Raw genomic sequence first — 22,204 nt, 5'->3', positions numbered from 1 at the left:
CAATGACAACCCAACCTCAATCCCCTAAAGCGCGTCCGGAAGCGCTGGCCGAACGGGTCTATCAGGCACTGAAGGCCGATATTTTCGCCTTTCGCCTGATGCCGGGCGATCGCTTCAGCGAAAGCGAAATCGCCGGACGGATGGCGGTCAGCCGCACGCCAGTGCGCCAGGCGTTGTTCCGGCTGGAGCGCGAAGGCTTTGTCGAAGTCTGGTTCCGCAGCGGCTGGCAGATCAAAAACTTCGATTTTGCCTGGTTCGAATCGCTGTATGACCTGCGCACCGTGCTGGAGTGCGAGGCGGTAAAACGCCTATGCGCCCTGCCCGCGCCGCAGTGTGCCGCGCTGTTAAGCGAACTTAACCAGTTCTGGTGTGAGGCAGAGGCGCTCACCGAGGGCCTGGTAGTGTCGCAGCATGACGAGGCGTTTCACATGACGCTGGTGGCGGCAGCGGGCAATCCGGAGATGGCGCGCATTCACGCCGAACTCACGGAGAAGATCCGCATTATTCGCCGGCTCGACTTTACCCGCGATGACCGCGTCTGCGCCACCTATCAGGAACATGCACAGATTTTACAGGCCATTTTTCAGCAGCAGACAGGCGAGGCGCAACGCATCCTGACCGATCATATCGCCGTCAGTAAGGCGGAGGTCAGGAAGATCACCCTGCACCGCCTGCAGCAGGCCCGGCTCCAGCTCACCGAATAACATAACAACCACTCAGGGGTTTAAATGATGAAAAGACGTTCGTTGATCAAGGCTTTCGCGCTCTCCGCTACCGTTGTCAGTCTGGGTTTCGCCTGGAGTGCGCAGGCGGCTGACACCATCAAAGTGGGGATCATGCATTCGCTCTCCGGCACCATGGCGATTTCAGAAACGCCGCTGAAAGATGTGGCGCTGATGACCATTGATGAGATCAACGCCAGAGGCGGCGTGCTGGGGAAAAAGCTGGAGCCGGTGGTGGTCGATCCCGCCTCTAACTGGCCGCTGTTTGCCGAGAAAGCGCGGCAGCTGCTGACGCAGGATAAAGCGGCGGTGGTATTTGGCTGCTGGACCTCGGTATCACGCAAATCGGTGCTGCCGGTGTTTGAAGAACTGAACGGCCTGCTGTTCTATCCGGTGCAGTATGAAGGGGAAGAGATGTCACCCAACGTGTTCTACACCGGCGCGGCACCTAACCAGCAGGCGATTCCGGCGGTGGAGTACCTGATGAGCGAAGATGGCGGCAGCGCGAAACGCTTCTTCCTGCTGGGCACCGACTATGTCTATCCGCGCACCACCAATAAGATCCTGCGCGCCTTCCTGCACAGCAAAGGCGTGGCGGACAAAGATATCGAAGAGGTTTATACGCCGTTTGGTTACAGCGACTATCAGACCATTGTCTCCAACATCAAAAAATTCGCGGCAGGCGGTAAAACGGCGGTGGTCTCGACCATCAACGGCGACTCCAACGTGCCGTTCTACAAAGAGCTGGCTAACCAGGGCATCAAAGCCACTGACATTCCGGTGGTCGCCTTCTCGGTGGGCGAAGAGGAGCTGCGCGGTATCGACACCAAACCGCTGGTAGGTCAGTTAGCGGCCTGGAACTATTTCGAGTCGATCGATAATCCGACCAACGCGAAATTCGTCGCCGATTACCGCGCTTACGCCAAAGCACACAACCTGCCGAACGCGGCTACCGTCGTCACCAACGACCCGATGGAAGCGACCTATGTTGGCATTCATATGTGGGCGCAGGCGGTGGAAAAAGCGGGCACGACGGACGTGGATAAAGTGCGGGCGGCAATGGCCGGTCAGACCTTCAAAGCGCCGGATGGCTTTACCCTGACTATGGATCAGACCAACCATCATCTGCATAAGCCGGTCATGATTGGCGAAGTGGAAGAGAACGGCCAGTTCAGCGTGGTGTGGCAGACCGATAAGCCGGTGCGCGCGCAGCCGTGGAGCCCGTACATTGCCGGTAACGACAAGAAGCCCGATCACCCGGTGAAGACCGCGCAGTAAGCGCGCGTTGCTGATGAGAAAGCGTCACCCGCAGTGACGCGGCAGCACGGCAGCCACTTTTCAGGCTGCCGTGCTGACCTTCCCAAACGAGGCTCCTTTTATGAATCTATGTCGCTGCTTTTTTAGCCTGCTGCTGCTGATGCCGCTGCTTGCCAGTGCCGGACCGGCGGCTGACTTTGCCGCCGCCAGCCGCAGCCAGCAGGCCACGCTGCTGCAACAGTGGGCCGCCGCGCCGGACAGCCATCGTCTGCCGCTGCTGGATGCGCTGAAAGCCGAAACCGTGGTCATCGACCAGAACAAACAGCCATTCAGCCAGCAGGGTTCGACGCTGCAGCCGCTGGACGCTGTATCGCAGCCCACCGGCAACCTTAAAAAGCTTTTTATGAACAATCGCCTGCGCGTGCTGGTGAACAACGCGCTGGCTGCCCATCAGCTGGTGAGCAGCGATGCCACACTGCGTTTGCGCGCAGCACAGCAGCTGCAGAATGACGGTTCTGCAGACCAGCTGCCGCTGCTGGAACAGCGTCTGGCCGCCGAAAAAGATAGCCGCGTTCACGCCACATTAGCGCTGGCACTGGCGAACCTGCAACTGGCGGACGGCGAACCGATGGTGCGCCTGCGGGCGGTGAAACTGCTGGGTGAATCCAGCGATCCCAATACCCAGGCCAGCCTGCAACGCCTGACCCAGCCCGCGAATGAGCCGGACGCCACGGTGCGGGCAGCCGCAGCGGAGAGCCTGCAACAGATTCAGAAGCGGCTGATGTGGGGCGATCTGCTGGGGCAGGCCTTCAGCGGCCTGTCGCTGGGCTCCATCCTGCTGCTGGCCGCGCTGGGCCTGGCGATTACCTATGGCCTGCTGGGGGTGATCAACATGGCGCACGGTGAAATGCTGATGCTTGGTGCGTATGCCACCTGGTGGGTTCAGAGCCTGTTCCAGCAGTTTGCACCGCACTATTTAGCCTGGTATCCGCTGCTGGCGCTGCCGGTCGCCTTTATGGTCACTGCCGCTATTGGCATGGCGCTGGAGCGCACGGTGATCCGTCATCTCTATGGCCGTCCGCTGGAGACGCTGCTCGCCACCTGGGGCATCAGCCTGATGCTGATCCAGCTGGTGCGGGTGCTGTTCGGGGCGCAGAACCTGGAGGTAGCGAATCCGTCATGGCTCTCCGGCGGCTTACAGCTGCTGCCTAATCTGGTGCTGCCGTGGAATCGCATCGCGGTAATCCTGTTTGTGGTGTTTGTGCTGGCGCTCACCTGGCTGCTGCTGAACCGGACCCGCCTTGGCATGAATGTGCGCGCCGTAACGCAGAACCGCGCCATGGCGGAGTGCTGTGGCGTGCCGACCGGTCGCGTCGATATGCTGGCGTTTGGCCTCGGCTCGGGCATTGCCGGACTGGGCGGCGTGGCACTGTCGCAGCTCGGTAACGTCGGACCGGAGCTGGGTCAGGGCTACATCATCGACTCGTTCCTGGTGGTGGTGCTGGGTGGCGTCGGCCAGCTGGCGGGCACCGTGGTTGCCGCGTTCAGCCTGGGGATTCTGAACAAAGTGCTGGAGCCGCAAATTGGTGCGGTGCTGGGTAAGATCCTGATTCTGGTGATTATCGTGCTGTTTATTCAGAAACGTCCGCAGGGCCTGTTTGCGGTTAAAGGAAGGGTGACTGACTGATGACGCAACCCATCACGCTCCGCGTGGCGCGCACGGCGCCGCGCCTGACGATCAGCATCGGTCTGGCGATCACCCTGGCGTTACTGGTGATGCCGTTTCTGGCGCTGCTGCCCGCCACGCATCCGCTGGCGATCTCCACTTATACCCTGACGCTGGTCGGCAAAATCCTCTGCTACGCGGTGGTCGCGGTGGCGCTGGATCTGGTGTGGGGCTACGCCGGATTGCTGTCGCTGGGTCACGGCCTGTTCTTTGCTCTGGGCGGATATGCCATGGGCATGTACCTGATGCGTCAGGCCGCCGGTGAAGGCTTGCCCGCCTTTATGTCCTTTCTCTCCTGGCGTGAGCTGCCCTGGTTCTGGACCGGCACCGAATACTTTGCCTGGGCACTCTGTCTGAGCATGCTGGTGCCGGGCCTGCTGGCGCTGGTGTTTGGCTTCTTCGCTTTTCGCTCGAAGATCAAAGGCGTCTACTTCTCCATCATGACCCAGGCGCTGACCTACGCCGGAATGCTGCTGTTCTTTCGCAACGAAACCGGTTTTGGCGGCAACAACGGCTTTACCGGCTTTACCACCCTGCTCGGCTTTTCGGTGACGGCGACCGGCACCCGCATCGGGCTGTTTATCGCCACCGTGCTGCTGCTATTGCTAAGTCTGGTGATCGGCTTCGCCCTGGCGCGCAGCAAGTTTGGCCGGGTGCTGACGGCAGTGCGGGACGCCGAAAACCGCCTGATGTTCTGTGGTTACGATCCACGCGGCTTCAAGCTGTTTGTCTGGACGCTCTCCGCCGTGCTGTGCGGCCTGGCCGGGGCGCTCTATGTGCCGCAGGTCGGCATTATCAATCCGGGGGAGATGTCACCGGCTAACTCGATAGAAGCGGCGATCTGGGTGGCGCTGGGCGGACGCGGCACGCTGATTGGCCCGCTGCTGGGCGCGGCGATTGTAAACGGTGCGCGTAGCTTCTTCACCGTCGCCTTCCCCGAATACTGGCTCTTTTTCCTGGGTCTGATGTTTATTCTGGTCACGCTGTTTCTGCCGCACGGCGTGATTGGCCTGCTGCGCCGGAGGAAAAAATGAGTGATGCCCTGTTTACCCAACCCCAGCTGGCGGATCGCCACCGGGTGCAGCGCGATCCGGTGCTGCAACTGGAGAAGATCAGCGTGTCGTTTGACGGCTTCCGGGCGCTGACCGATCTTTCCCTGCAGATTGGCGTCGGTGAGCTGCGCTGCGTGATTGGCCCCAACGGCGCGGGGAAAACCACGCTGATGGATGTGATCACCGGCAAAACCCGGCCAGACGCGGGTCGGGTGATCTACGACCAGGACAGCGATCTGACCCGTCTTTCACCGGTAGAGATCGCCCGTGCCGGCATTGGCCGTAAGTTCCAGAAGCCCACGGTGTTTGAGGCGTTAACCGTGTTCGAGAATCTGGAGATCGCGCTCAAAGCCGATAAATCGGTCTGGGCCAGCCTGCGCGCTCGCCTCAGCAGCGAACAGCGCGATCGCATTGATGAGGTACTGAAACTGCTGCGGCTTGGCGGCGAACGCCAGCATCGCGCGGGTCTGCTGTCACACGGCCAGAAGCAGTTTCTGGAGATCGGCATGCTGCTGGTGCAGGAGCCGCATCTGCTGCTGCTGGATGAACCGGCGGCGGGCATGACCGACGCGGAGACGGACTACACCGCCGAGCTGTTCCGCAGCCTGGCGGGCAAACATTCCCTGATGGTGGTGGAGCATGACATGGGCTTTGTCGAGACCATTGCTGACCATGTCACCGTGCTGCATCAGGGACAGGTGCTGGCTGAGGGTTCGCTGCGCGAGGTTCAGGCTAATGAGCAGGTTATCGACGTTTATCTGGGGCGCTGAGATGTTACAGGTTACTGAACTGAATCAATATTATGGCGGCAGTCACATTCTGCGCGGCCTGTCATTTGAGGTAAAGATTGGCGAAATCACCTGTCTGCTGGGGCGCAATGGCGTGGGGAAAACCACGCTGCTGAAGTGCCTGATGGGGCTGATTCCGGCGAAGTCAGGCGAGATTCAGTGGCAGCAGCAGCGAATGAATGGTCGCAAGCCGCACCAGCGGGTGCAGGCGGGTATCGCCTATGTGCCACAGGGGCGGGAAATCTTTCCGCGTCTGACGGTGGAAGAGAACCTGCTGATGGGGCTGTCGCGCTTTCCGGCAGCAGCGGCGCGTGAAGTGCCGGAGGAGATCTACCAGCTTTTTCCGGTGCTGCTGGCGATGAAGTCACGCCGCGGCGGCGATCTCTCGGGCGGTCAGCAGCAGCAGCTGGCGATCGGCCGGGCGCTGGCCTGTCGGCCACAGCTGCTGATCCTCGACGAGCCGACCGAAGGGATCCAGCCTTCGGTGATCAAAGAGATCGGCGCGGTGATCCGCCAACTGGCGCAGCGCGGTGATATGGCGATCCTGCTGGTGGAGCAGTTCTATGACTTCGCGGCGGAGCTGGCGGACAGCTATCTGGTGATGTCGCGCGGGGAGATCGTACAGCGGGGCCGCGGCGACACCATGGAAGCTGAGGGTGTGCGCGGCCTGGTGGCGATTTAAATCCGGCTCACAGTAAACCGGTCTCCACTGAGAAGTGCCGCTGTTCACCGCTGGTCAGAGTAATCAGCGTGCCAGCCTGCTGCGCGGCAAGAAAGCCCTCTGGCCGACAGGTGGCAGGCAGAATGTAGGCCGCCACCTGCTGATCGTGGTTGTGCAGCAGCCAGCGGGTCGCGTGCGGGAACTGCGCGGTAGAGAAGCGCGTCATCAGCGCAAAGCCCTGCGGCGAGTGCAGCTCAAACTGCACCTCATCGCCATACTGCGGCAGATCGTCCGCGAAGAAGACGATCTCCGGATCGCAGAGCTGCGGCTGATCGAGCTGCTGTAACGCTTGTGGATCGCGCGATAAGCGATCCGTGTACTCGCGCCAGGCCGGTGTCGGTTTAAGGTGCGCGGGGATCGAGCGACGCAGCTGGAATGCCTCTTCGGGGATCGACTGCCGGAAGCGTCCCTGATCGACCCACGCGCTATTGAGGTGGCACATATACTGCAACGGCATCGGTGCACCGGCGAGATTGGTCACCGTCATCTCTATCGTCATACGCGGCCGATCGGCCTGAATGCGGACGGCAGGGGCCGCAAGGTAGTGATGGCCGAAGCCTTTAACATATTCACACTCTCCTTCCAGCGACAGCGTCTGATCGTCCAGCACCAGCCAGGCGCTGTCCATGCGGGCGCAGGCCATTTCACCGTGCAGCGGATGATCGTCCTCTGGTGCCGGGCAGCCGTTAGCCAGCAGCCCCGAATGAAAGGCAAAACAGCCATAGGTGTCGATGATCGAACTGGCGGGCAGCGGCTGTTTAAAACTGTGGCCCATGGTCAGGTTATGATCGTCGAACTGCACGTCCCAGATCATCTGACCGAGAAACGGCAGCACGGTCACGCTGCCGCGCCGGTTATGAATGCGCACCGCCTCAATGCCCGCCGGATAGCGAAACAGCTCAACCCGGAAGTCATCGCTCTCTAATAGCACCCAGGGCGTGGCGTGAAACTGCTCACGCGCTAAGGGTAAACGGGTTTTCATGATAACTCCTCCACCAGACGACCAGCGGCAACCGGCTGTTTTTTATGGCGCAGTTCGCCATAGAAGTAGAATCCGACCCAGGCAAAACAGAGCAGCGAGACGCCAAACGCCAGCTGCATTGACCCCAGCGTGTCAGACACCAGGCCCTGCAGCGCCGGAACAAAAGCCGCGCCGACAATCGCCATCACGATAAACGCGCCTGCCACTTCGGTATATTTATTATCGACCGTCGCCAGCGTACCGGCATAGATCGTTGCCCAGCAGGGGCCAAACAGCACGCTGACAAACACGGCGGCGTAGACGGCGGTAAAGTTCGGCACTAGCATCACCCAGGCCAGCGTCAGCACGCCCAGCACCGAATAGGCGATCAGCACTTTCTCGGCACGGAAGCGGGTCATCAGGAAGTTCGCCACGAACTTGCCGATAAAGAAGCAGACGAAGCTGTAGATCATAAAGTTCGAAGCGTGACGTTCATTGGCCGCCCCCAGCGTCAGCGCCAGACGAATGGTAAATGACCAGACCGCCACCTGCATGCCGACATAGAGGAACTGGGTCACAATGCCCCGTTTGAAGTGACGATTAGCCGCCAGATAGCGGAAGGTTTCGCCCAGCGACGGCCGGGATTTCTCATTACTCTCTGGTTTACAGCGCGGATAGCGGGTGAACATAAACAGCAGCATCACGACCACCAGCACCATGACCAGATATTTGTAGGGCTCCAGCGTATGTTCCAGCATCGTCAGGCGGAAGGCATGCGCCTGCTCTGCCGTCATCGTCGCCATCTGACTTTCCAGGCTGTCGCCATCCTGGAACACCAGATATTTACCCAGCACGATCCCCATCAGCGCACCAATCGGGTAGAAGGTCTGGCTGACATTAAGGCGCAGCGTGGCGTGGTCCCGATGACCAATCATCGAGCTGTAGGTGTTAGCCGCAGTTTCCAGAAAACTCAGGCCAATGGCGATGGCAAAGATCGCTGCCAGGAACATGGTGTAGGTCGCCATGTGCGAAGCGGGATAGAAGGCGATACAGCCAGCGATGTAGAGTGCCAGACCGATCATGATTGCCATCTTGTAACTGGTTTTGCGGATCACCAGCGAGGCGGGGATCGCAATCAGAAAATAGCCGCCATAAAAGGCGCTCTGCACCAGCGCACTGGCAAAGTCGCTCAGGGCAAAGACGCTTTTAAACTGGGTGATCAGGATATCGTTGAGACTCGCCGCACAACCCCAGAGCGGAAAGAGGCATGACAGCAGAATGAACTGGAACAGCGGCGTTTTATTCAGATAGCCATCAGATTGCTGAACAATTTTCTGTTGCATAGCAGCACCTCAGTTACGGTTGAGAAAACGCTGGAAAGCTTCGGCGTCGGGATAAGCACACTGCGTGCCGCGCCCGGTGACGCTGCAGCCGGCATAAGCCGAGGCCTGAGTCATGGCGGTGACCACATCGCCGGTTTCCATCAGCAGATACGCAAAGCAGCCGATAAAGGCATCGCCCGCGCCGCTGGTATCGACCGCCTGAACCGGCGTTGCGGCCACACGATGCACCTCGTCGCCGCTCATCCAGACCGAACCGCGACTCCCCAGCGTGATGATCAGATTTTTAAGGCCGCGCTTCAGCAGCGACTGACCGGCGAGGATCACCTCTTCATCAGTGCTGACCGGCAGGCCGGTGAGGATCTCCAGCTCGGTTTCGTTCGGCATGAAGAAGTCGCATTTGCAGGCGTAGTGGATATCCAGCGTGGCGACGGCTGGCGCCGGATTGAGGATCACCCGGATCTGATGCTGGCGGGCAAAATCGATGGCGTAATAGACCGTCTCCAGCGGAATCTCCAGCTGCAGGATGATCAGCTCACAGGCTTTCAGTGTCTCAGCCGCGTCGTCGATATCGGCTGGTTTAAGCTGCTGGTTAGCACCTTTGATAATCAGAATGCGGTTCTGCGACTTATCATCGACAAAAATCGGTGCCACGCCGCTGGAGGTGCCCGGTGCGGTGGTGACAAAACGCGTGTCCACGCCTTGCTGCTGTAAATTGGCTACGGTGTTGGGAGCAAAGAGGTCGTCGCCGACCTTGCTGACCATCATCACGTTGCCGCCCATTTTCGCGGCCGCGACCGCCTGGTTAGCGCCTTTACCGCCGCAGCCAATGGCAAAGTCGGGCGCTTCAAGGGTTTCGCCCGCTTTCGGCAGGCTGTTGGTGTAGGTAATCAGATCGACCATGTTTGAGCCGATGACCGCAATTGTCATGACGAACCTCCCCGATGTTTTTCACATTTAAAATGTTATTAAAGTAACAATAACCTTTCTAAAAGGTTAAATATGTGACAAAAACCACATCCTGAAGCGGCGAATAATGCCGGGAAACGGCATGAACGGGGATTTAAATTGTTACTATTATAACAAGGTAACATCATGGAACCTGGCGACTGAGAGGCGTGATCGCCTGCAGGGAGGGTCCGTTATCACCACACGGCGGAGGTTTGCGGCCCTTACAGATTGCGGGTAAGATTGACTGCCAGCCTGGCGGATGAGACGCAACTCATTCAAATCTGTGAGGTTTGTAGCGTATCGACGTCGATTATGACGTCCCTTCTCCGCACTGCAGGATAGGTAACAGAGAGATGACCATGGAAACCCGGCGCGACGAACGCATTCACAAGCTGACGCAGGCGCTTAAACGCACCGACAAACTGCATCTGAAAGATGCGGCCCAGCTGTTAGGTGTCTCAGAGATGACGGTTCGCCGTGATTTAACCGAGCCGGGTTCCAGCGTGGTCCTGCTGGGCGGTTACATTGTCAGCGATCCGAAAAGTCATGCCGGCCACTATTTTGTCAGCGATCAGCATGGGCAGAATGCCGCCAGAAAGCAGCGGCTGGCGCAGGCGGCGGCCAGCCTGATCAACGAGAACGATACGGTCTTTTTTGACTGCGGCACCACCCTGCCCTATATCGTCGATGCCATTCCCGACACCCTTTCATTTACCGCCATCTGCTGCGCCATGAACACCTTTCTGACCCTGAAAGAGAAACCGGCCTGCAATGTGATTCTCAGCGGCGGTGAATTTCATGCCGACAATGCGCTGTTTACGCCAATTGGCGTGCATACCATCCTTGACGATCTCTGTCCGACGCTGGCCTTTATCTCTGCCGCGGGCATCGACAAAGATCAGGGTGCGACCTGCTACAACACCAATGAACTGATGATGAAGCATCACGCCATGCTGCGCGCCCGTAAGTCGGTGCTGGTGGCGGACAGCAGTAAATATGGCAAAGTGCTGCCTGCACGCATCGCCGAGCTGCAGCGCTTTGATCTGCTGGTGAGTGATAGCGCGCCCGATCAGGCGTTACAAAACTGGCTGGTACAGCAGGCGATACCGCTGCGCCTGCCCTGAAGCCTGCCCCGGCACTATCGTCAGCGATTGAGCGCGGAAATCAGTCAGTTATCCCGCATGCTGCCCGGCATCACGTCCTACAGGGCATTATTCGCCGCCCCCCGGCTGGGATTAGACGGTGAAAAAGGCTAAACTTCGACATCATTCCAACGACCAACAGACCCAGAGGCTCAAACCAACGTGGCTCAATTCGTCTATAGCATGCATCGCGTCGGCAAAGTGGTTCCGCCGAAGCGTCATATTCTGAAAAACATCTCCCTCAGCTTCTTCCCTGGCGCAAAAATCGGCGTACTCGGTCTGAACGGTGCGGGTAAATCTACCCTGCTGCGCATCATGGCCGGCATCGATAAAGACATCGAAGGGGAAGCGCGTCCGCAGCCAGGCATCAAGATTGGCTACCTGCCGCAGGAGCCGCAGCTTAACCTTGAACACACCGTGCGCGAGTCGGTTGAAGAAGCGCTGTCAGAAGTGGTTGGCGCACTGAAGCGTCTCGACGAAGTCTATGCGCTCTATGCCGAAGAGGGTGCAGATTTCGACAAGCTGGCCGCTGAGCAGGGCCGTCTGGAAGAGATCATCCAGGCACACGATGGTCACAACCTGAATACCCAGCTGGAACGTGCTGCCGATGCGCTGCGCCTGCCGGACTGGGACGCGAAAATCGCCACCCTTTCCGGTGGTGAACGTCGCCGCGTCGCCCTGTGCCGCCTGCTGCTGGAAAAACCAGACATGCTGCTGCTGGACGAACCAACGAACCACCTGGACGCCGAATCTGTCGCCTGGCTGGAGCGCTTCCTGCATGACTTCGAAGGCACCGTCGTGGCGATTACGCATGACCGTTACTTCCTGGATAACGTGGCAGGCTGGATTCTGGAACTTGACCGCGGTGAGGGTATCCCGTGGGAAGGTAACTACTCCTCCTGGCTGGAGCAGAAAGATGCGCGTCTGGCGCAGGAAGCCTCTTCTGAAGCCGCTCGTCGTAAGTCGATTGAGAAAGAGCTGGAGTGGGTTCGCAAAGGACCTAAAGGCCAGCAGTCGAAAGGCAAAGCCCGTCTGGCACGCTTTGAAGAGCTGAACAACACCGACTACCAGAAGCGTAACGAAACCAACGAACTGTTCATTCCGCCAGGTGCCCGTCTGGGTGACAAAGTGCTGGAAGTCAGCAATCTGCGTAAGTCCTATGGCGACCGTGTGCTGATTGACGATCTCTCGTTCTCCGTGCCAAAAGGCGCGATTGTCGGGATTATCGGTCCGAACGGCGCGGGTAAATCAACGCTGTTCCGCATGATGTCCGGTCAGGAACAGCCTGATTCCGGCAGCATCGTACTGGGTGAGACCGTTAAGCTGGCCTCCGTCGATCAGTTCCGCGACAGCATGGACAATTCCAAAACCGTGTGGGAAGAAGTCTCCGGCGGTCAGGACATCATGCGTATCGGTAACACCGAGATGCCAAGCCGCGCCTATGTCGGACGCTTTAACTTTAAAGGCGTCGATCAGGGCAAACGCGTGGGCGAACTCTCCGGTGGTGAGCGTGGTCGTCTGCACCTCGCGAAACTGCTGCAGGTTGGCGGCAACATGCTGCTGCTCGATGAACCAACAAACGACCTGGACATCGAAACCCTGCGCGCGCTGGAAAACGCCCTGCTGGAGTTCCCGGGCTGTGCGATGGTGATCTCGCATGACCGCTGGTTCCTGGACCGTATCGCGACGCACATTCTGGATTACCAGGATGAAGGCAACATCGAATTCTTCGAAGGTAACTTTACCGAATATGAAGAGTACAAGAAGCGTACCCTCGGCGCCGACGCGCTGGAGCCGAAGCGCATCAAGTACAAACGTATGACGAAGTAATTGACTAAACGGGCGGCAGCGATGCCGCCCTTTTTTATCGCTGTATCAGCGATAAAACTCCCTGAACACCGGGGACTGCAGTGCGAACTCAATAAAGCGCGCCAGCGCGGGTGAGTTCAGCTTTCGCCCCGGATAGACCAGCCATAGCTCATTCCCCTCCACTTCCCAGTCCGGCAGCACCGGCACCAGCCGGGGATCCGCCATCGCGCCATCAGTCAGAAAGTGCGGCAGCAGCGTAATGCCCGCATCGCCCAGCGCCGATTCACGCGCATAGAGTAAATTGTCGGTGAGATGACCCGGCGGCAGCAGCCAGCGGTAGAACTCATCGTCACGCTGCAAAACCCATTCATTCCAGGCGCGATGCGCAATACAGCGGTGAGCCGACAGCTGCTGTGGATGCAGCAGCGGCGGGTGCTGGTTAAGATAGTGCTGAGAAGCCACCAGCAGCCGTGGGCAGTTGCCTATCCGGCGGCCAATCAGTGAAGATTCCTGCGGCTGACCGGTGCGCAGCGCCACATCAAAGCCCTCCTGCACCAGATCGCGCATCTCATCGGAGATCGAGACATCCAGCGTCACATCCGGATAGAGACGTAAAAACTCTGCATTACAGCGCGCCAGCAGCGTAGCGCCAATCCCTGCCGGGCTGGTGATGCGCAGGCGCCCGCTGGGGTTTTCCCGCAGGCTGGCAATCGCCTGATCGGCGCGTTCACTGGCCTGCATCATTTCCTGACAGTGCAGCAGATAACGCTCACCGGCAAAGGTCAGATTGAGCTGGCGGGTGGTGCGGTTCAGTAACCGGATCCCCAGCCGCTGCTCCAGTTGGCTGATGCGCTGACTGACGCTCGATTTGGGCAGACCCGCGCGTTCCGCCGCGCCAGTAAAGCTGCCACACTCCGCCACCAGCGCAAACAGAGCCATATCCTGCCACTGACGAAACGCCATTGTTCACCTCAGACGAACACTCTATGAAAGATTGTCCATCTTATCACCGCTAAAACCAGGTTCTACACTTAAAGCCTGTTCTGAATCATTACAGCAGTCTGCCACGGACAGCGTGGCTTAGCCCCTGCGAGAGTGAGCACTCTTCAGGGCCAGCATAGCAACCACACAATCCAGGCTCCTGGCCTGACTCAACAGGAAAACGTTATGTCTATTCGCGCTATCGCAGTTAATCCGGAAAATCCTGAACACTTCACTGAAATTTTCCCTGAAACACCAGCGCCAGGTGAGTATGACCTGCGCGTCGAAGTCAAAGCCGCATCGGTCAACCCGGTCGATACCAAGGTGCACAAAGGGGCGAAGAAGAACGGCTTACAGCAGCCACGCATCCTCGGCTGGGATGCCAGCGGCGTCGTGCTGGAAGTGGGCAGCTCAGTCAGCAACTTTAAGCCTGGCGATGAAGTCTTCTATGCCGGCGACCTGACCCGTCCTGGCAGTAACAGCACCGAGCAGCTGGTTGACTCACGCATCACCGGTCACAAGCCAGAGAGCCTGGACTGGGCGCAGTCGGCGGCGATCCCGCTGACGGCCCTGACCGCCTGGGAAGGCCTGTTTGAACGACTGAATCTTGAAACAGCATCAGAAGATCAGACTCTGTTGATCGTCGGCGGCGCAGGCGGTGTCGGATCGCTGGCGATCCCGCTGGCGAAGCTGCGCAGCAAAGTGAAGATCATTGCGACCGCCTCGCGTGAAGATTCCGCCCAGTGGTGCCGCGATCGCGGTGCCGATCTGGTGATCAACTACAAAGATATGATTGGTGAGCTGGAGAAACAGGGCATTAAGCAGGTCGATTATATCTTCTGCCTGAATGACACCGACGGTCACTGGGAAACCATGGCGAAGCTGATCGCTCCGCAGGGTCATATCTGCACCATCGTGGAAAACGAACATCCGCTGTCGATGGATCAGCTGAAGCTGAAGAGTGCGGCACTGCACTTCGAACTGATGTATACCCGCAGCATGTTTAACACGCCGGATATGGCGCGTCAGGGTGAGATTCTGGATGCGGTATCAGCATTGCTGGACGAAGGGAAGCTGCAAACCACGCTGAGCGAAACGCTGCACGGTTTAAGCGTTGAGACCTTAACCGCCGCCCACCAGCGCGTGCTGGAAGGCCACATGCGTGGCAAAGTGGTGATGGTCTATTAATGTCCTGACCCGGCTGCCACGCGGCAGACCGGGCCAATGCATGCGTCACGGCTGGGCGTTTTTCTCGCCCAGCATCGCTTTCACCAGTTCAATGCAGCGCAGGAAGCGAGTGTCATAATCATCTTCCTTCACGTGCAGGAATTCGATGTTGTTTTCCCGCAGCATCGTGACCAGCATCGACTGAAACTCCCGTCGATCCACTGAACTGCCCAGGCTGCGCAGGCCATCCGCGACCCAGGGCACATTGTTCTCCAGCAGGATCACCAGATCAAAACGATATTCATCGATCAGCGCCTGCACAAACGGATGCTCACGCCCTTCATACTTGAGACAAAACGCCTGCGTGGTGACAAAGTCGGTGTCGATAAACGCCACTTTGTTGGCGTATTTAACGGCGAAATCGATGTACTGCGCCTGGCCCAGCGCGATCTTGTCGTAATCGGAATATTGCAGCGCCATTTCATCACCGCCCAGATGGGAAAAGACATAATCGCGGCCATATTCCCAGGCACTGGTGGTATTGAAGATGTTGGCGAGTTTATTCACCAGCGTCGATTTACCGCTCGACTCTCCGCCAAGGATCGCCACGGTGCGCACAAAGAACGGTTTCACTTCCGTGGGAATGTAATCCCAGAAGCGGAACGGATCCTGACGAATCTGCGCGCCGCTGATGCTCATAAAGGATCGGTTAGGATCGACCAGCACAGTCTGAATGCCCAGGTGCTGCTGGTACATCTCCGCATCGGGCGCTTCGCTGGTGTAGATGCAGTCTGGCGCAATGCCGTGCTCACTGAGAAACGCGCTGACGCCTTGACTCCAGACGTCCCAGCCGTGCGGATAAGGTTCGATCCCCTCCTCATCAAAGGCGTGAATGCGTATATTCTTCTGATACTTAAAGGTCTGCAGCAGCCAGCGCAGGCGATCGCTGACCGTCGGCTGCTGTGACATCGCGCTGTTCTCAAACAGCTCGCGATCGCGCGGCTCGTCATAACCCATAATGATATGCAGCTCATCCACCTGGCTACAGGCGCGCTGAATCAGATAGATATGGCCGGTATGCAGCGGATAAAACTTACCAAATACCACGCCCACCGTTTTATCACGGCGCGGAAACTCCAGGCCCAGAAAGCGGTGCAGCGCCTCCAGCTTTTGCGCGCTGGGACTTTTGATTTTGGCATTGAGCAACTGGCTCAGATAGCCTTTGGTCATGCCGCTGGCATCAGCGACCTGTTGCAGCGTATGGCCCTGCTGGCGAATGGCCGTTTTCAGATAATCAAACGACGACATGTCGTGCCTCCTGCATCAATGCGGTTAAGGTGGGAGCGGCCAGCCCGCGACGCAGGCTGGCCGCAGGCGCGTTACAGATCGTCCAGAATCGCCAGCGCATCGGCCAGCTTCTTCGCGCTGAAAACCTGCATCCCGGCAATCGGTTTTTTCGGTGCATTCCCCGCCGGTACAATGGCGCGTTTGAAGCCATGCTTCGCTGCTTCAGAGATGCGCTCCTGACCGCTGGGCACCGGACGGATCTCACCGGCCAGTCCCACTTCGCCGAAGATCACCAGATCCTGCGGCAGTGGACGATCGCGCAGGCTCGACACCATCGACAGCATCAGCGCCAGATCCGCACTGGTTTCGGTGACCTTAACGCCACCAACCACGTTGACGAACACATCCTGATCCGCCATCTGCAATCCGCCGTGGCGGTGTAAAACGGCCAGCAGAATCGCCAGACGGTTCTGCTCCAGACCCACCGCCACGCGACGCGGATTGCCCATCATTGAGTGATCGACCAGCGCCTGAATCTCCACCAGCAGCGGACGCGTTCCCTCCCACAGCACCATGACCGAACTGCCCGAGGTGACCTCTTCGCCACGCGACAGGAAAATAGCGGATGGATTGCTGACTTCACGCATGCCCTGCTCGGTCATGGCAAACACACCCAGCTCATTCACCGCGCCGAAGCGGTTTTTATGGCTGCGCAGCGTGCGAAAGCGGGAGTCGGCATCGCCATCCAGCAGCACCGAACAGTCGATGCAGTGCTCCAGCACCTTCGGCCCGGCCAGCGAGCCATCTTTGGTGACGTGGCCGACCATGATGATCGCCACGCCGCGCGTTTTGGCGAAGCGCGTCAGGTAAGCAGCGGTTTCCCGCACCTGAGCCACGCTGCCAGGCGATGACTGGATCTCCGCCATGTGCATCACCTGGATCGAGTCGATCACCATCAGTTGCGGCTGCTCCTGCTCGGCGATCAGGCAGATCTGCTCAATGCTGGTTTCCGACAGCATATTCACATTTTCGGTAGGTAATCCCAGACGATGGGCGCGCATCGCTACCTGTTGCAGTGACTCTTCGCCGGTGACGTACAGGGTTTTCATCCCTTCTGACAACCGGCACATCACCTGCAGCAGCAGCGTGGATTTGCCCGCGCCCGGACTGCCGCCAATCAGAATAGCGCTGCCCGGTACGACGCCGCCGCCCAGCACGCGGTCAAACTCTTTGAAGCTGGTCGAGAAGCGCGGTAACGCCTCCAGGCTGATTTCAGAGAGCTTCTGCACCCGGCTGGTGCCCGCGCTGCCGGCATAACCACTCAGGCGCTCGTTACGCGCAGCGGCGGGCGAGGCGGCGATGCGCACCTCGGTGATGGTGTTCCAGGCGTGGCAGGCGCTGCATTGCCCCTGCCAGCGTGGGTAATCTGCGCCGCATTCATTACAGACAAATGCGCGTTTTGCCGCTTTGGCCAAATCAATACCTCTGTTAACGCTCTTCGTGGATCAGGCTGCCGGTGAGGATGCAGAACACACCCATTAAATCGGCATGGCGAATGGTGACCGCAGTCTGCTCATTCACCTTAGGTTTAGCATGGAACGCAATGCCCAGCGCTGAGGCTTTGATCATCAGCAGGTCATTGGCTCCATCGCCGATTGCCACCGTCTGTTCCGGCGCGATGTCAAAACGCTGCGCCAGCTTCTTCAGGGTATCGGCTTTGTATTGTGCGTCGACAACCGGACCCAACACGTTGCCGGTCAGCTTGCCGTCGCGAATTTCGAGTTCATTGGCCACCACCGCGGACAGATGCAGTTTGTCGCGCAGGTAGTCGGCGTAGTAGGTAAAGCCGCCAGATGCGATGGCAATCTGCCAGCCCAGCGCCTGCAGTTTCTGCGTCAGCGTCGTTAAGCCTGGCATCAGCGGCAGCGCATCGCGCACCTGTTTGAGAATATTGGCGTCCGCGCCCTGCAGCGTGGCGACGCGCTGACGCAGGCTGGCGGTGAAGTCGAGTTCGCCGCGCATTGCGCGCTCCGTCACTTCCGCGACCTGCTCGCCGCAGCCCGCCAGTTTAGCAATCTCGTCGATGCATTCGATCTGAATCGCGGTGGAGTCCATATCCATGACCAGCAAGCCCGGCGTTTTGAGATGCGGGATTTTTCCCAGCGGCGCTACGTCCAGCCCGGCGTCGTGCGCCAGCTTGCTGGCAAATGGCGTCAGCGATCCCGCCAGGCGAATCACCTGATACTCATCGACGTTCCAGGCGCTGACGATCACCATCGCCGCACCCAGCTGGTGCTGGTAATCGGTCAGCCGTTGCTTATCCAGCCCGCGGCCATACAGCAGCCAGCCGGTGCGGCCAGCGCGATAATCCAGCGGCATCACTTCATCACCGCTAAGAGAAAGGGGCAAACCCGGCCAGAGGGAGACATCGGCGGGAAGATCGCACCAGGTTAAACGATTTGGCATCAGAGCTCCTGTAGGGACAACAAAACCACGCAAGAGGCTACCTTGTCTGCGCCGCTTCTGGCAACATAATCTCCAGGCTTTCTGTTGTGATATGACCCGGATGATTAATGGCTAAAACCGCACTGAAATTTCGCTTACATCGTACCGTGATCGTTCTTATCTCGATGGCGCTGCTGGTCGTGCTGATGCAGGGCGCCTCCTGGTTCAGTCTCGGCCATCAGACGGCGCGTTCTGAGCAGGTCGAGGAGCTGGCGCATACGCTGACCAGCCAGGTGGCATTCAGCCTTAAACCGTTGATGGACAACAGTGAAAATAACCGGAATCAGATTGAAGCCATTCTTAATCAGATGACGGCGAACAGCCGTATTCTGGATGCATCCGTGTATGACGGCGACGGCAGCCTGGTGGCGCACAGCGGTGAAAACATCAATGTCCGTGACCGGCTGGCGCTCGACGGCAAGCGCGCAGGCAGCTATTTCAACCACCAGATTGTGCAGCCGCTGGCCGGAAACGATGGCCCGCTGGGCTTTCTGCGCGTAACGCTGGATACCCACGTGCTGGTCACCGACTCACATCAGGTCGATAACACCACCAATATTCTGCGTCTGATGATGCTGCTGGCGCTGGCGATCGGCATTATCCTCTCCCGTACCCTGCTGCGTCATCGCCGCACCCGCTGGCAGCAGTCGCCGTTTCTGCTTACCGCCAGCACCCCGGTGAAAGAGGACCGGGATGATGACGACGAGAAGAAACCGTAGCGCGCCTGCGCTGCGTTGAAGATAAAACGAGAAAGGCCCGCACAGCGGGCCTTTTTTATACTGCTCAAAAAACAAAATCCGGGTTTGTATGACCGCAATGAATAAGCTGAATGCGCAGGGAACACGGGCAGAGGAGGAAAGCGTCCCGCGCCAGGGACGGCGCGGGCCGAGCGGCCAGGGATGGTTTAAGCGACTTTCCGATCTGACCGTGTTTCCTTCGCAGACTCGATCTTACCGCTGGCCCGGACTGAGTTTGTCAAAAATGGAAAAGGCCCGCTGTGCGGGCCTTTTTTATGAGAAAGTTGCGGATTTGCGAGGCAGCTTCAATCAGCCGATCAACAACGTTTCCAGCTCACCCAGCGATTTGACCTGCCAGGTTGGTCTGATGTGTTCCGGCAACGGCCGGGTGCCATGATCGAGCCAGCAGGTTTTCACACCAGCATTCATGCCGCCCAGAATGTCTGATTCTGGCGTATCACCCACCATCAGCACCCGCTGACGATCCGGATTGCCCATCAACTCCAGCGCATAATCAAAGATCTCTGCCGCCGGTTTTGGCACGCCGACCTGCTCAGAGATCACCAGCGCCGAGAAGTAATCACGGAAACCGGTGCGCTCAAGACGCGTCTGCTGCAGCGCGGTAAAGCCGTTGGTGATAATGCCCATCTTTACCCGGCCATGCAGCTGCTTCATCAGACTGACCGCACCCGGCAGCGGCGTGCAGATCTCCCCCATTGCGGTGAGAAAGCCGCTGTTAAGGATCTCTGGCGCAACGCTGAGCTTTTCACTCCAGTGGTTAAAACGCTGAGTCTGCAGCTGTAACGCTGAGATGGTGCCGTTCTGATAATCGACCCAGAGCGGTTTGTTGATCGCCTGATAATCGCTGTAATCCTGGTCAGTGAACTGCACGTCATAACCCGCGAACAGGCGCTGCAAACCCGCATAGGCGTCGAAATGAAAAAGGGTATCGTCGGCATCAAACAGGATGCAATCCCAGTTATCTAACATTAAAACTCCTTAACACCACTACGGCGTCAGGGCCATGAGAATGGCATCTTCACGGCCGCTGGCGGTGGGATAATAGTTGGGGCGACGACTGACCTGATTGAATCCAAGCTGCTCATAGAGCGCGATGGCGGGCAGGTTCGAGGCCCGCACTTCCAGCCACAGCGTCAGCACGTCGCGTTTGATCAGTTCATCGATCAGATGCTGCAGCAGCTGGCGGCCCAGTCCCCGGCGCTGAAAGGCGGGATCGACCGCGATGTTAAACAGCGAGGCTTCGTCCAGCACCACTTGGGTAATGGCAAAAGCGGCCATTTTGCCGTCGACATCGAGACGTAAATTGATAAAGCGCTCGCCCTGATTGCTGGCAAACGTCTTTTCACTCCAGGGAAACGCGTGACTACGACACTCAATGGCGTAGGCCTGCGCCAGATCGTCAGGGGTGAGTAAAGAGATGGCTGTCATGGTTACACATCTGTTGCCAGAGCGCGCGTTTGGCGACGCCGCTACTGATCAGTTCATTGAAAGAGGCGCTGGTTAAAGCCACGCCATTAAAAGGCTGTTCACTCTCTACGCCGAGCAGCCAGCCCGCGCAGTTCAGCGTCTCCGGCAGCATTTGCAGCTGATCCGGCGTCACGGTCATCACCTGAGCGGGTTGCAGATTAAGAGCATGCAGCACGTCGCGCATCAGCGGTTCATGCAGACCGGGTGGTGCGTCAGCGACAATAATTAACTGCGTGTCCGGTGCCAGCGTGACGGCAATTTCGCCCTGAAGCACGCGCGGGCGGCGCAGCTGGTACTGTGTAATTCCCATTTGCTGTAAAAGCCAGTCGCGCCTGGACGTCATGGTGTTACCTGTTCTGCTGCCTGAATGCGACGCTATGCTAGCAAACCCATCGAACATGCGCCAACAAACCACTATAATCCCCGCTCAGATCTTACAGGAGCCCTACATGTCTGCTTTAACCCCGGCCAGCGAAGTCATTCTGCGCCACAGTGATGAATTTACCGCCCGCCATGTTTTATTTGCTGGCGATCTGCAGGATGACCTGCCCGCTCAGCTGGAAACCGCCTCGTCGCGCGTTCACACCCAGCAATATCATCACTGGCAAAACCTGAGTCGCCGTATGGGCGAGCAGGCGCGTTACGGCATGGTTGCGCAGGCAGAAGATGTGCAGGGCTGCGATACGCTGGTCTACTTCTGGACCAAGAATAAGCCGGAAGTGCAGTTCCAGTTGCAGAACCTGCTCTCTCTGCTGCCGGTCGGCTGTGACGTATTCGTTGTCGGTGAAAACCGCAGCGGCGTGCGCAGTGCCGAAGGCATGCTGGAGTCGTGGGTGAAACTGGAAAAAATCGACAGCGCGCGTCGCTGTGGTCTCTACCATGGTCGCCTGGACAAACAGCCTGAGTTTGATGCCAGCAGCTTTGGTCATCAGTATCAGCTGGATGGTCTGACGATTCATACCCTGCCTGGCGTCTTCAGCCGTGACGGCCTGGACAGCGGCAGTGCCCTGCTGCTCTCGACCTTTACTCCGCATACCAAAGGTAAAGTGCTGGATATGGGCTGTGGCGCAGGCGTGATTGCCGCCTCTCTGCCGGCCCGTTCGCCTAAAGTGCGTCTGTGGCTGTGTGACGTGCACGCGGCTGCGATTGAAGCGAGTAAATTGACGCTGGCCGCCAATGGCATCGAGGGCGAAGTCTTCGCCAGTAACGTCTTCTCTGACGTGACGGGTCGTTTCGACATGATTATCTCGAACCCGCCGTTCCATGAAGGTACCCAGACCAGCCTCGACGCCGCCCAGGCGCTGATCCGTGGCGCAGTGAAACACCTGAACACCGGCGGCGAGTTGCGTATTGTGGCGAACACCTTCCTGCCCTACCCGCAGGCGCTGGATGAAGCCTTCGGCAGTCACGAAGTCATCGCACAGACCGGTCGTTTTAAAGTTTATCGCGCTGTTTACGGTCGCGGAGCCAAAACGCGCTAAGCGCTTTTCCCGGCGTTAATGGCGTTGCCGGGCTGAAAACGTTGCTTTTTACAGCGATCGTTTCAGCCCGACGAAATAGTTGTTGACGC

The 22,204-nt window shown here is 58.5% G+C and carries 21 protein-coding genes; 11 read left to right on the top strand and 10 right to left on the bottom strand.

All coding sequences use genetic code 11. The annotated features are described in order from the left end of the window. The first annotated feature begins 2 nt into the window (after window positions 1–2). The 6 genes from FA92_RS01360 (at window position 3) to urtE (ending at window position 6,227) form a co-directional block, all read left to right on the top strand. Window positions 3–704 (top strand): GntR family transcriptional regulator, encoded by a 702-nt coding sequence (locus FA92_RS01360; protein ID WP_033781801.1) that lies wholly within the window; start codon window positions 3–5, stop codon window positions 702–704. A gap of 27 nt (window positions 705–731) precedes the next feature. Continuing rightward, window positions 732–2,000, top strand: coding sequence for an urea ABC transporter substrate-binding protein (gene urtA / locus FA92_RS01355; protein ID WP_033784492.1), 1,269 nt, complete (start codon window positions 732–734; stop codon window positions 1,998–2,000). Window positions 2,001–2,100: 100 nt separating this feature from the next. Next, window positions 2,101–3,666, top strand: coding sequence for an urea ABC transporter permease subunit UrtB (gene urtB, locus FA92_RS01350; RefSeq protein ID WP_033781799.1), 1,566 nt, complete (start codon window positions 2,101–2,103; stop codon window positions 3,664–3,666). Then, window positions 3,666–4,739, top strand: coding sequence for an urea ABC transporter permease subunit UrtC (gene urtC, locus FA92_RS01345; protein ID WP_033781797.1), 1,074 nt, complete (start codon window positions 3,666–3,668; stop codon window positions 4,737–4,739). The genes urtB and urtC overlap by 1 nt, the downstream gene beginning before the upstream one ends. Next, entirely contained in the window at window positions 4,736–5,527 is a 792-nt protein-coding gene (urtD, locus tag FA92_RS01340) for an urea ABC transporter ATP-binding protein UrtD (protein WP_033781795.1), read from the top strand. Before urtC ends, urtD begins: the two co-directional genes overlap by 4 nt. 1 nt (window position 5,528) lies before the next feature. Further along, window positions 5,529–6,227 (top strand): urea ABC transporter ATP-binding subunit UrtE, encoded by a 699-nt coding sequence (gene urtE, locus FA92_RS01335; protein ID WP_033731451.1) that lies wholly within the window; start codon window positions 5,529–5,531, stop codon window positions 6,225–6,227. Window positions 6,228–6,234: 7 nt separating this feature from the next. Here urtE and FA92_RS01330 read toward each other — a convergent pair whose 3' ends face one another. The 3 genes from FA92_RS01330 to rbsK are packed head-to-tail and all read right to left on the bottom strand — an operon-like array spanning window position 6,235 to window position 9,497. Continuing rightward, entirely contained in the window at window positions 6,235–7,248 is a 1,014-nt protein-coding gene (locus FA92_RS01330) for an aldose 1-epimerase family protein (protein WP_033781793.1), read from the bottom strand. Further along, window positions 7,245–8,570, bottom strand: coding sequence for an L-fucose:H+ symporter permease (fucP, locus tag FA92_RS01325; protein WP_013356694.1), 1,326 nt, complete (start codon window positions 8,568–8,570; stop codon window positions 7,245–7,247). Before fucP ends, FA92_RS01330 begins: the two co-directional genes overlap by 4 nt. A gap of 9 nt (window positions 8,571–8,579) precedes the next feature. Further along, window positions 8,580–9,497, bottom strand: coding sequence for a ribokinase (gene rbsK / locus FA92_RS01320; RefSeq protein ID WP_033781791.1), 918 nt, complete (start codon window positions 9,495–9,497; stop codon window positions 8,580–8,582). 380 nt (window positions 9,498–9,877) lie between these two features. Here rbsK and deoR point away from each other — a divergent pair, with 380 nt between their 5' ends. Together deoR and ettA are read left to right on the top strand one after the other, a co-directional pair. Further along, window positions 9,878–10,642, top strand: a complete 765-nt coding sequence (gene deoR, locus FA92_RS01315; protein ID WP_033784491.1) for a DNA-binding transcriptional repressor DeoR — start codon at window positions 9,878–9,880, stop codon at window positions 10,640–10,642. A 180-nt stretch (window positions 10,643–10,822) separates the two neighbouring features. Next, window positions 10,823–12,490, top strand: a complete 1,668-nt coding sequence (ettA, locus tag FA92_RS01310) for an energy-dependent translational throttle protein EttA (RefSeq protein WP_013356691.1) — start codon at window positions 10,823–10,825, stop codon at window positions 12,488–12,490. 45 nt (window positions 12,491–12,535) lie between these two features. On the opposite strand, the gene FA92_RS01305 is transcribed toward ettA, so the two are convergent. Then, the gene (locus FA92_RS01305) at window positions 12,536–13,432 is read right to left on the bottom strand and encodes a LysR family transcriptional regulator (RefSeq protein ID WP_013356690.1); all 897 of its coding nucleotides are present in this window, start codon (window positions 13,430–13,432) and stop codon (window positions 12,536–12,538) included. A gap of 204 nt (window positions 13,433–13,636) precedes the next feature. On the opposite strand from FA92_RS01305, the gene FA92_RS01300 reads away from it, so the two are divergent. Next, window positions 13,637–14,638, top strand: coding sequence for a zinc-binding alcohol dehydrogenase family protein (locus tag FA92_RS01300; RefSeq protein ID WP_013356689.1), 1,002 nt, complete (start codon window positions 13,637–13,639; stop codon window positions 14,636–14,638). 45 nt (window positions 14,639–14,683) lie between these two features. Here the strand turns inward: FA92_RS01300 and nadR are convergent, their stop codons facing one another. The 3 genes from nadR to serB form a co-directional block, all read right to left on the bottom strand. Next, window positions 14,684–15,925 carry a multifunctional transcriptional regulator/nicotinamide-nucleotide adenylyltransferase/ribosylnicotinamide kinase NadR gene (nadR, locus tag FA92_RS01295; RefSeq protein WP_033781789.1) on the bottom strand — a complete coding sequence of 414 codons (1,242 nt, stop codon included), beginning with the start codon at window positions 15,923–15,925 and terminating at the stop codon, window positions 14,684–14,686. 71 nt (window positions 15,926–15,996) lie between these two features. Next, window positions 15,997–17,379, bottom strand: a complete 1,383-nt coding sequence (gene radA / locus FA92_RS01290) for a DNA repair protein RadA (RefSeq protein ID WP_003854897.1) — start codon at window positions 17,377–17,379, stop codon at window positions 15,997–15,999. A 13-nt stretch (window positions 17,380–17,392) separates the two neighbouring features. Continuing rightward, window positions 17,393–18,370, bottom strand: coding sequence for a phosphoserine phosphatase (gene serB / locus FA92_RS01285; RefSeq protein ID WP_033781787.1), 978 nt, complete (start codon window positions 18,368–18,370; stop codon window positions 17,393–17,395). Between the two features lie 107 nt (window positions 18,371–18,477). On the opposite strand from serB, the gene FA92_RS01280 reads away from it, so the two are divergent. After that, window positions 18,478–19,128: a YtjB family periplasmic protein gene (locus FA92_RS01280; RefSeq protein ID WP_033781785.1), complete on the top strand. Its 651-nt coding sequence runs from the start codon at window positions 18,478–18,480 to the stop codon at window positions 19,126–19,128. Window positions 19,129–19,455: 327 nt separating this feature from the next. Here FA92_RS01280 and yjjG read toward each other — a convergent pair whose 3' ends face one another. From yjjG to FA92_RS01265, 3 genes are read right to left on the bottom strand one after another with little or no spacing between them, the layout of a single operon-like run. Beyond that, entirely contained in the window at window positions 19,456–20,136 is a 681-nt protein-coding gene (gene yjjG / locus FA92_RS01275; RefSeq protein ID WP_033781783.1) for a pyrimidine 5'-nucleotidase, read from the bottom strand. An 18-nt stretch (window positions 20,137–20,154) separates the two neighbouring features. Then, the gene (rimI, locus tag FA92_RS01270; RefSeq protein WP_013356684.1) at window positions 20,155–20,595 is read right to left on the bottom strand and encodes a ribosomal protein S18-alanine N-acetyltransferase; all 441 of its coding nucleotides are present in this window, start codon (window positions 20,593–20,595) and stop codon (window positions 20,155–20,157) included. Then, window positions 20,567–20,977 (bottom strand): DNA polymerase III subunit psi, encoded by a 411-nt coding sequence (locus FA92_RS01265; RefSeq protein ID WP_033781781.1) that lies wholly within the window; start codon window positions 20,975–20,977, stop codon window positions 20,567–20,569. Before FA92_RS01265 ends, rimI begins: the two co-directional genes overlap by 29 nt. Before the next feature lie 106 nt (window positions 20,978–21,083). Here FA92_RS01265 and rsmC point away from each other — a divergent pair, with 106 nt between their 5' ends. Then, window positions 21,084–22,115, top strand: a complete 1,032-nt coding sequence (gene rsmC, locus FA92_RS01260; RefSeq protein WP_033781779.1) for a 16S rRNA (guanine(1207)-N(2))-methyltransferase RsmC — start codon at window positions 21,084–21,086, stop codon at window positions 22,113–22,115. Window positions 22,116–22,204: the final 89 nt, after the last annotated feature.

Origin of the sequence: Pantoea sp. 9140, from assembly GCF_000745295.1 — a bacterium.
GTDB lineage: Bacteria > Pseudomonadota > Gammaproteobacteria > Enterobacterales > Enterobacteriaceae > Pantoea > Pantoea vagans.
This window is presented reverse-complemented; position numbering and strand designations above follow the sequence as displayed.

Excerpts from the sequence above, each read along its gene's own strand:
- FA92_RS01280 (WP_033781785.1), top strand. The coding sequence starts at position 18,478 with ATGGCTAAAACCGCACTGAAATTTCGCTTACATCGTACCGTGATCGTT.
- FA92_RS01360 (WP_033781801.1), top strand. The coding sequence starts at position 3 with ATGACAACCCAACCTCAATCCCCTAAAGCGCGTCCGGAAGCGCTGGCC.
- deoR (WP_033784491.1), top strand. The coding sequence starts at position 9,878 with ATGGAAACCCGGCGCGACGAACGCATTCACAAGCTGACGCAGGCGCTT.
- rimI (WP_013356684.1), bottom strand. The coding sequence starts at position 20,595 with ATGACAGCCATCTCTTTACTCACCCCTGACGATCTGGCGCAGGCCTAC.
- urtA (WP_033784492.1), top strand. The coding sequence starts at position 732 with ATGAAAAGACGTTCGTTGATCAAGGCTTTCGCGCTCTCCGCTACCGTT.
- urtD (WP_033781795.1), top strand. The coding sequence starts at position 4,736 with ATGAGTGATGCCCTGTTTACCCAACCCCAGCTGGCGGATCGCCACCGG.
- yjjG (WP_033781783.1), bottom strand. The coding sequence starts at position 20,136 with ATGTTAGATAACTGGGATTGCATCCTGTTTGATGCCGACGATACCCTT.
- urtE (WP_033731451.1), top strand. The coding sequence starts at position 5,529 with ATGTTACAGGTTACTGAACTGAATCAATATTATGGCGGCAGTCACATT.
- serB (WP_033781787.1), bottom strand. The coding sequence starts at position 18,370 with ATGCCAAATCGTTTAACCTGGTGCGATCTTCCCGCCGATGTCTCCCTC.
- nadR (WP_033781789.1), bottom strand. The coding sequence starts at position 15,925 with ATGTCGTCGTTTGATTATCTGAAAACGGCCATTCGCCAGCAGGGCCAT.
- FA92_RS01265 (WP_033781781.1), bottom strand. The coding sequence starts at position 20,977 with ATGACGTCCAGGCGCGACTGGCTTTTACAGCAAATGGGAATTACACAG.
- rbsK (WP_033781791.1), bottom strand. The coding sequence starts at position 9,497 with ATGACAATTGCGGTCATCGGCTCAAACATGGTCGATCTGATTACCTAC.
- FA92_RS01300 (WP_013356689.1), top strand. The coding sequence starts at position 13,637 with ATGTCTATTCGCGCTATCGCAGTTAATCCGGAAAATCCTGAACACTTC.
- FA92_RS01305 (WP_013356690.1), bottom strand. The coding sequence starts at position 13,432 with ATGGCGTTTCGTCAGTGGCAGGATATGGCTCTGTTTGCGCTGGTGGCG.
- rsmC (WP_033781779.1), top strand. The coding sequence starts at position 21,084 with ATGTCTGCTTTAACCCCGGCCAGCGAAGTCATTCTGCGCCACAGTGAT.
- urtC (WP_033781797.1), top strand. The coding sequence starts at position 3,666 with ATGACGCAACCCATCACGCTCCGCGTGGCGCGCACGGCGCCGCGCCTG.
- fucP (WP_013356694.1), bottom strand. The coding sequence starts at position 8,570 with ATGCAACAGAAAATTGTTCAGCAATCTGATGGCTATCTGAATAAAACG.
- urtB (WP_033781799.1), top strand. The coding sequence starts at position 2,101 with ATGAATCTATGTCGCTGCTTTTTTAGCCTGCTGCTGCTGATGCCGCTG.
- FA92_RS01330 (WP_033781793.1), bottom strand. The coding sequence starts at position 7,248 with ATGAAAACCCGTTTACCCTTAGCGCGTGAGCAGTTTCACGCCACGCCC.